The sequence below is a fragment of the Microbacterium sp. MYb66 genome, from assembly GCF_002979435.1.
In the GTDB taxonomy this organism is placed as follows: domain Bacteria; phylum Actinomycetota; class Actinomycetes; order Actinomycetales; family Microbacteriaceae; genus Microbacterium.
In genome coordinates, this window is record NZ_PCOV01000005.1 from 250,771 (window position 1) to 258,063 (window position 7,293).

General features: G+C 69.8%; 10 protein-coding genes. 3 read left to right on the forward strand and 7 right to left on the reverse strand.

Features of this window, described 5'->3' with window-relative positions; genetic code table 11:
• Positions 1 to 46: 46 nt before the first annotated feature.
• Genes CQ045_RS12620 through CQ045_RS12630 form a run of 3 tightly spaced genes read right to left on the reverse strand, consistent with a single transcriptional unit; the run spans position 47 to position 2,897 of the window.
• Positions 47 to 1,444 carry an MFS transporter gene (locus CQ045_RS12620; protein WP_105724190.1) on the reverse strand — a complete coding sequence of 466 codons (1,398 nt, stop codon included), beginning with the start codon at positions 1,442 to 1,444 and terminating at the stop codon, positions 47 to 49.
• Positions 1,445 to 1,485: 41 nt separating this feature from the next.
• Complete coding sequence (locus tag CQ045_RS12625; RefSeq protein WP_105724192.1) at positions 1,486 to 2,622, reverse strand: YbdK family carboxylate-amine ligase; 1,137 nt, start codon at positions 2,620 to 2,622, stop codon at positions 1,486 to 1,488.
• A gap of 8 nt (positions 2,623 to 2,630) precedes the next feature.
• A complete protein-coding gene (locus tag CQ045_RS12630) occupies positions 2,631 to 2,897 on the reverse strand; it encodes a Rho termination factor N-terminal domain-containing protein (RefSeq protein WP_105724194.1) in 267 nt (88 codons plus the stop codon).
• A 121-nt stretch (positions 2,898 to 3,018) separates the two neighbouring features.
• Between CQ045_RS12630 and CQ045_RS18870 the strand changes: the two genes are divergently transcribed.
• The gene (locus CQ045_RS18870) at positions 3,019 to 3,183 is read left to right on the forward strand and encodes a hypothetical protein (RefSeq protein WP_017201713.1); all 165 of its coding nucleotides are present in this window, start codon (positions 3,019 to 3,021) and stop codon (positions 3,181 to 3,183) included.
• Between the two features lie 76 nt (positions 3,184 to 3,259).
• Here the strand turns inward: CQ045_RS18870 and CQ045_RS12635 are convergent, their stop codons facing one another.
• Positions 3,260 to 3,466, reverse strand: a complete 207-nt coding sequence (locus CQ045_RS12635; protein WP_105724196.1) for a CsbD family protein — start codon at positions 3,464 to 3,466, stop codon at positions 3,260 to 3,262.
• Between the two features lie 188 nt (positions 3,467 to 3,654).
• Between CQ045_RS12635 and CQ045_RS12640 the strand changes: the two genes are divergently transcribed.
• Entirely contained in the window at positions 3,655 to 4,056 is a 402-nt protein-coding gene (locus CQ045_RS12640; RefSeq protein WP_091028412.1) for a hypothetical protein, read from the forward strand.
• A 23-nt stretch (positions 4,057 to 4,079) separates the two neighbouring features.
• On the opposite strand, the gene CQ045_RS12645 is transcribed toward CQ045_RS12640, so the two are convergent.
• Positions 4,080 to 4,427 carry a hypothetical protein gene (locus CQ045_RS12645; RefSeq protein WP_105724198.1) on the reverse strand — a complete coding sequence of 116 codons (348 nt, stop codon included), beginning with the start codon at positions 4,425 to 4,427 and terminating at the stop codon, positions 4,080 to 4,082.
• A 301-nt stretch (positions 4,428 to 4,728) separates the two neighbouring features.
• Here CQ045_RS12645 and CQ045_RS12650 point away from each other — a divergent pair, with 301 nt between their 5' ends.
• Complete coding sequence (locus CQ045_RS12650; RefSeq protein ID WP_105724200.1) at positions 4,729 to 5,223, forward strand: FBP domain-containing protein; 495 nt, start codon at positions 4,729 to 4,731, stop codon at positions 5,221 to 5,223.
• On the opposite strand, the gene CQ045_RS12655 is transcribed toward CQ045_RS12650, so the two are convergent.
• Both CQ045_RS12655 and CQ045_RS12660 read right to left on the reverse strand, forming a co-directional pair.
• Positions 5,220 to 6,041: a PaaX family transcriptional regulator C-terminal domain-containing protein gene (locus tag CQ045_RS12655; protein ID WP_105724202.1), complete on the reverse strand. Its 822-nt coding sequence runs from the start codon at positions 6,039 to 6,041 to the stop codon at positions 5,220 to 5,222. The genes CQ045_RS12650 and CQ045_RS12655 overlap by 4 nt on opposite strands.
• Positions 6,031 to 7,269, reverse strand: coding sequence for a kynureninase (locus CQ045_RS12660; RefSeq protein WP_105724204.1), 1,239 nt, complete (start codon positions 7,267 to 7,269; stop codon positions 6,031 to 6,033). The genes CQ045_RS12655 and CQ045_RS12660 overlap by 11 nt, the downstream gene beginning before the upstream one ends.
• Positions 7,270 to 7,293: the final 24 nt, after the last annotated feature.

Below are 7,293 nucleotides of genomic sequence, written 5' to 3' on the forward strand. Positions count from 1 at the left end.
GGGGCCGGCACCCCGGGGATCCCGGCAGCTCCTCGTGCCGACTCCGTCACTGCGGTTCGGTCCCGGACGCGGCCACGTCGGCCGGTTCCGGTTCGGCCGGATTCCGTCGGATGCCGATCCACGACACGATCCCGCCGAGCACGAGCAGCGCTGCGGTGACCCATGCTGCGCTGTGGAACCCGTCGAGATCGAGCGTGCCGCCGACGATGGTCGAGAGCATCGCGACCACGAGCAGGCCGGCAACGCGGGAGACGGCGTTGTTGACCGCCGAGGCGATGCCGGAGTGGTTCTCGTCGATCGCCCCCAGGATCGCGGCCGTCAGCGGTGCGACCGTGAGGGAGAGGCCGAGTCCCATCACGATCATCGCGGGCAGCACCTGCCACCAGTAGTCGAAGTCGGCTGCGACGAGCAGCAGCATCAGCGCACCGACGGCCATGATCAGCGGACCGACCGTCATGAAGATCCGCGGCCCCCACCGGCCGGCCCATTGTCCGGCGCGCGAGGAGATGAGGATCATCAGGATGGTCATGGGCAGACTCGCGAGGCCCGCGGCGGTCGCGCTCAGGCCGGCGCCCTGCTGCAGGTAGACGCCGACCACGAAGCCGTTCAGCGACAGCGCGGCATACACGAACAGGGTGGCGAGGTTGCCCCAGCCGAAGTCGCGCACCCGGAAGAGCCAGAGCGGCATGAGCGGCGAGGCCGACGTCTGCTGCCGGATGAGGAAAAGGGCGAAGAGCGCCGCTCCGACCACCAGGGGAATCCAGATCGCCGGCGACTGCCAGCCGAGATTGGGCTGCTCGATCAGGGCGAACACCACGGCGCCGAGGCCGACCGCGCACAGGGCGCCGCTCCACCAGTCGACGGTGATCCCGCGCGGATGCTCCGGCAGCTTCAGGCGCGCGAGCAGCAGGAGGGTGATCCCGATCGGGATGACGTTGATGAGGAAGACGAAGCGCCAGGACAGGTAGTCGACGAAGAGCCCGCCCAGCAGCGGGCCGACCAGCTGTGCCCCGGTCGTGAAGGCGGTCCACACGCCGATCGCCCTGGATTGCACGTCGGCTCGCATCGTCGCGGTGATCAGGGCCAGCGAGCTCGGCACCAGCAGCGCCCCGGCGGCCCCCTGCGCGGCGCGGGCGATGATCAGCATCAATGGATCGAACGCCGCCGCCACCGCGAGCGAGGCGATGCCGAAGGCGATCAGCCCGATGCGCATCACGAGCACGCGGCCGTAGGCGTCGGACACCGAGCCCGCGAGCAGGATCAGGGCGCTCAGGGTGATCAGGTACGCATCGACGACCCACTGCTGGGTCGTGATGCCGCCGCCGAGTTCACGGCTGATCGCGGGCAGCGCGACGTTCACGACCGTGCCGTCGAGGAACGTCACGAAGGACGCGAGCACGGCGATCGAGATGACGAGCCGCTGGAGCGGGGCGAAGGATGCCACAGGCCGACCCTACTCCCGGTGGCGGACGTCGGGGCGGGGCGTCAGGGGGAGGGGATCGGCGTGGGCTCCGACTCCGTTTCCGACTGCGGGTCTGCGCGTGGCACGGGGTGCGGTGCCGGAGTGCCGGCGAGGAGGAGTCGGGCGAGTCCCGGTGTTCCGCCTTCGTCGACCGCGCGGCGTTGGCGGTCGGCCCCCGTGCCGAGGGTGCGAAGCCGCTCGATCCCCTCGCCGACCCGGTCCTCGTCGCCCAGCTCACGGAGGGCGGGGGCGATGACCGCCAGCATCCGCTCCGCGACGGTCCGGGCATCGTCGACCTCACCCGTCGTCGGATCGATCACGCGTGCGTCCATGCCGCGGCGGGCGGCCGCCCACAGCGAGGCGTCGATGCCTTCGACCCCGGTGTCCGCCGGGGATTGATCGTCCGTGAGCACGATCGCGCGCGAGAGCGCAGCGGCGAACACCGCGTCCGTCGCAGTCAGCTGCGCGTCGAAGACCCGCACCTCGACGGTGGGATACCGCTCCGAGATCCTGGCCGCCCACGAGAGGGACGCGGCATCGGCGATCGCACCCAGGTCGATGAGCTTCTGCACCCCGGCGCGATACTCGCCGATGTCGCGGAACCGGGGCGGACCCCACGATGCCGGGAGTCGGCGGATCAGGATGCTGCGCCAGCTCGCGAAAGTGGTGTCGCGGCCGTCCACGAACGGGCTGTTGCCGGTGAGCGCCAGCAGCACCGGGAGCCATCCCCGCACGCGATCGAGCGCACGGACCCGCTCCTCCTCATCGAGCACCTCGACGTGCACGTGGAGGCCGTTGACCTCGTGGTCGCGGCTGAGATGACCGAGCTGCTCGGCGACCACGTCGTAGTGGGGAGAGGGGGAGATCGTCGAAGAGCGGGTGGTCGCGAAGGGTGTGCCGGTGCCGGCGGCGATGGCCTGCTGCTCCTGGGCGTGCCAGCCGATGAGACCGCGCAGGTGGCGCAGCTGCGCCTCGGCATCCGCTCCGGTCCGGACCGGCTCGGTCAGGCATTCGATCTGAGAGGTCAGGTACTCCGTCGTGACCTCTCCTCCGGTGCGGAGGCGCGTGATGCGCTCGCGCGTGCCGGCAGACAGGGCCACGGGCACCAGCGAGTGCTCGTCGAGGAACAGGAACTCCTCCTCGATGCCGAAACGCGTCATCCGCGCCCTCAGTGATTCCGGAGGGCGGAGATCAGCTCGGACTTCCGCTTGCCGCTGTAGCCGGTCAGGCCCAGCTCCTTCGCGCGCTTGCGCAGCTCGGGAACGGTCCAATCCTCGTAGTCGCCGTGTTCCCCGCCCCGGCGCCCGACCGCGCTGCGGCCCTCCTTGGCGGCGGCGTTCGAGATGCGCGCGGCCTTCTCCTTGGAAGCGCCGTCGTCGCGGAGCTCTTCATACAGCTCGGGATCCTTCAGCGAGTTGTTGCGTCGTCCTGGCACGTGTTCTTCTCCTTCGCGCACTCGGAGGGTGGAAGTCAACCCCCTCGGGCAGATGGCTCGATCGGGCTAACGTGGTGGCACCGCAGTCGGGCGTCCGCGCCCCGAAAGAAGGGAAAGACCGATGAACATCCTCCTGATCATCGTCATCGTTGTCGCAGTGATCCTTGCGATCACCGGAGGACTGGTGCAGTCGCTCCAGTTCCTCCTGTGGGTCGGACTCGTCCTCCTCGCGATCGCCGTGATCGCCTGGTTGATCCGAGCGATCAGTGGCAGCCGCAAGGTCTGACCCTCACAAGGTCTGACCGATCAAGGTGAGACCCGCCGATGGCGGGTCTCACCTTTTTCGTGTCAGGAGGTGGGCGTCACTTCTCGAACGCGTCGCGGACGCTGTCGCCGGTCTTCTGGGCGGCGTCCTTCACGTTCTCGCCGGCCTGCTTGGCGGAGGCCTTGACCTGATCCGCCTTGCCCTCGGCCTCGAGCCGCTCGTTGTCGGTCGCCTTGCCGACGCCTTCCTTGACCTTTCCGGCTGCCTTCTCGGCGGCGTTCTTGATGTCATCTGCGGCACTCATGTGCTGCTCCTCTCGTCGTCGGATCGATTGCTTCCGACACTCTCACTTCGCACGCGAAGCGGCCACGGGATTGACAATCCGCGCGGGTCATGTCACGGTTCCGCCGCCATCGACGTCGGCCCCTCGAGGGACTAGCCTGGCGCCAGGCGGGTGGTCCTGCCCGCGGACCTCGAAGGAAGCGGTGAGCGATGGACTCGATGATGATGGGCGCCATGTCGAAGAACATGGAGTCGATGCCCGACATGGGGATGATGGACATGTCGGTCATGCAGGCGTGCATGGATGCGTGCGCGGCATGCGAGCAGGCGTGCACGGTGTGCTCGACGCAGATGATGGACTGTTCGCCGGCCTGCATGAACTGCGCGGACATGTGCAACACGATGATGCGCTCGATGATGCGGATGCAGGGCATGACGCCGGCTTCGATGATGGCGATGCTCAACGCGTGCATTGCGATGTGCCAGGTCTGCATGGACGAGTGCATGAGGCACGCCGACGACAGCGACGTGTGCCGCATGTGCGCTCAGGCGTGCCAGGCGTGCATGGATGCCTGCATGGCCATGAAGGACATGATGATGGCGAGCGCCTGACCCGCGATCAGGTCAGGTGGCCGTCAGACGGCGGCGACGTTGAACTGCGTGCGTCCGACGGCGAGCACTCCGTAGCGCGCGTGCAGTGCCACCGGTGTGCCCGGGGTGGCTTCCAGCGCCGCGCCGGAGCCGTTCCAGAGCGCGTGCGCTTCTCCGTCGAGCGTGCGGACGACGAGGTCGCCGGAGACCGCGTCCGTCGATTCGACCAGGGCGTCGGCCCATCCGGCCGGTGTGGCCGAGGCGATGCGGGCCTGGATCAGGTGCAGCGCGTGGCCGGGGGCGAACGAGGAGCACCGGCCGCCGTGGCTGCACATGCACGCCGCACGCTCACGCACCGGGAGGGGCGAAAGGCGGTTCAGCGGCGTGGACACGGTGGTCTCCTTCGGGTGGTTCGACGTTCCGGAAAGACTAGGTCGCCCGCGGAGCGGGGCATAGGCCGCCCGACACGGAGTGAAACAAACAGGTGTAGGCTCGCCGGGTGCTGTCGTCGATGAGCGCCGTTCCGGCGCAGAACGGAGCCGCAGGCGCTTCCCGCGCCGCGGACAGAGGCTGAGGACCCACCGGAGGCGGACCCCCGTCCCCGGTGCTGTGTCATACCCGGCATCCGCGTCCGGGACCCCTCACCCCGATCGACTCGCCCTCCGCGGCGACCACTCCGAAAGCACCTCTCTCATGCGTCCCATCGACGAGCGCGGCATCCGCGCCTCCTTCCTCAACGCCTCCCGCAAGGAGGTCTCCGATCTGACCCTGCCGCCCGGCTTCGCCGAGATCGACTTCGACCGGCTCGACTTCCTCGGCTGGGTCGATCCCAAGATGCCCCGTCGGGCCTACGTCGTCACCTGGATCGACGACGCCCCGGTCGGCGTCTTCCTGCAGCGTGCCGAGCAGCGCGTGATCGCTCGCGCGCAGTGCTCGTGGTGCGAAGACGTCACCCTCCGCAACGACGTGCAGCTCTTCGTCGCCCGCAAGGCGGGTGCGGCCGGCCGCAAGGGCGACAGCGTGGGCGTGCTCGCCTGCGCCGAGTTCGGCTGCAACCGGAACGTGCGGATCCTCCCGCCGCTCGCGTACCAGGGCTTCGACCGCGAGTTCGCGCGCGACCTGCGCATCCTCCGACTGCAGGAGCACGTCACCGGCTTCCTGGCCGAAGTGGCCGGGCAGCCGAGCTAGGCGACCCGGGCGTTCACGTGCGCCCGGGCGGGTGCTGCCAGCTCCGCCGACCGGCGGGCGAACTCGTCGAAGCTGTGACGACCGGGCCAATCGGTCGGCAGCATCGACGGGGGAAGCCCCGGATCGGTGTAGGGCAGCACCCGCCAGCGGTCGATGAGATGCACGTACGCCGCGAACGGCTCGGCGGGCAGCGTGTCGAGTGAGGCCTGGAAGGCGAGGTGCTCCGCGCGCAGCGCGTCCAGATCCCACCATTGCGCGGCGGCGTCGACGAGCGTGCCGGCCGGGGCGGGAGCGGACGCCTGGAACAGCGTCGCCCACTGGCGTGCCTCGAGCTCGTCGAGGATCTGCACGACTTCGTCCTGGAGGTGGCCGGGGCAGATCCACAGCGCCGGCGATACGACGCCGGCGCCGATCCACTGCAGTCGACGGCGCAGCTGGTGGCGCACGCTCCTCGCACTCTCGGGGATCGAGAACGACACCAGGCACCAGGTGTCGGCATCCGTCATCTCCCGCATCTCGAAGATGCGGCGATCGCCTCGCTCCAGCATCCCGATCGCGGCCGGGTTGAGGCGGTAGCCGATCTGCTCCGCGCGTTCGGCGAGCAGCAGCCCTTTCTGCTTCAGACGAGCGATGCCGGTCCGCGCGGGTCCTGCCTCGATGCCGAGGTCGCCGGCGAGCGCCACCAGGTCGGCCGCCGAGACCCAGCTGCCGAGCGGCCGCAGGAAGACGCCGACGAACGTCCGCAGCAGCGAGGCCGTGCTGCCGGGACGGGCATCGATGTCATCGAGGACGGGCGTGCCCGTGTGCTCAGAAGTCACCGGACTCCAGGGCGTCGCGCACCGCGAGGACGCCCGTGATCGTCTCGACGTGCGAGGTGCTCAGCGGGGAGAGCCCGAGCCGGATGCCGTCCGGGAAGCGGAAGTCCGGGATGATGCCGTCCGCCCAGAGTCGCCGCGTGACGTCGCGGAAGTCGGGGTGGCCGATCGTCACATGGCCGCCGCGGAGAGCGGCGTCGCGAGGGCTGAGCAACCGCACTCCGAGCGGCGCGAGAACCTCGTCGTAGGCACGCACCGCGAGGTCGGTCAGCGACTGCGACTTCGCCCGCACGCCCGCGATCGTCGACTGCTCGATGAGGTCGAGCATCCCCTGCATGGCGAGCATCGACGTCACCGGCGGGGTGCCGCTGAGCAGCTGACGGATGTCGGCCGAGGGCACATATTCGGGTCCCATCGCGAAGATGTCGGCCGCGCTCCACCATCCCTGGATCGGCTGGCGCAGCACGCCCTGCAGACCGTGACGCAGGTAGGCGAACGCGGGGGAGCCCGGCCCGCCGTTGAGGTACTTGTACGTGCAGCCCACGGCCAGATCGACACCCCAGTCGTCGAGCTGCATCGGGATCACCCCGGCCGAGTGGCACAGGTCCCACATCATCAGGGCGCCGGCCCCGTGCACGGCGGCCGTGATCCCGGGCATGTCGGCCAGGGCCCCGGAGCGGTAGTCGACGTGGCTCAGCGACACCAGCGCGGTGCGCTCGGAGACCACGTCCGCGATGTCGGAGATGGTCACCCCGTGCACCGGGTCGGGCTCGATCCAGCGCAGGGTCATGCCGGTCTCGGCGGCGACGCCCTCGGCGAGGAAGCGGTCGGTGGGGAAGTTGCCGGCTTCGATCACGAGCTCGGTGCGGGTGGGGTCCGCTGCCGCGGCGGCGCGCATGAGCTTGTAGATGAGCACGCTGGTCGAGTCGGCGACCACGGTCTGGCCGGCCGCAGCACCGAGAGCGACCCGCCCGATGCGGTCGCCGAGCTCCATCGGCAGCGCCATCCACTGCTCGTCCCAGGAGCGGATCAGCCGCGTGCCCCAGTCGTCGCGCACGAAGGCGGCGAGCTTCTCGGGGGTGTCGCGCAGCGGACGTCCGAGCGAGTTGCCGTCGAGGTAGGCGGCGACGCCGGGGGCGTCCGCGAACGCGTCGAGGTGGGCGCGCAGCGGGTCGGCCGCGTCCAGGGCGCGGGCGGCGTCGAGGAGGGAGGAGTCGGGGGTCGCGGTCATGTCACACCTTCAGGTCTGCGGGGG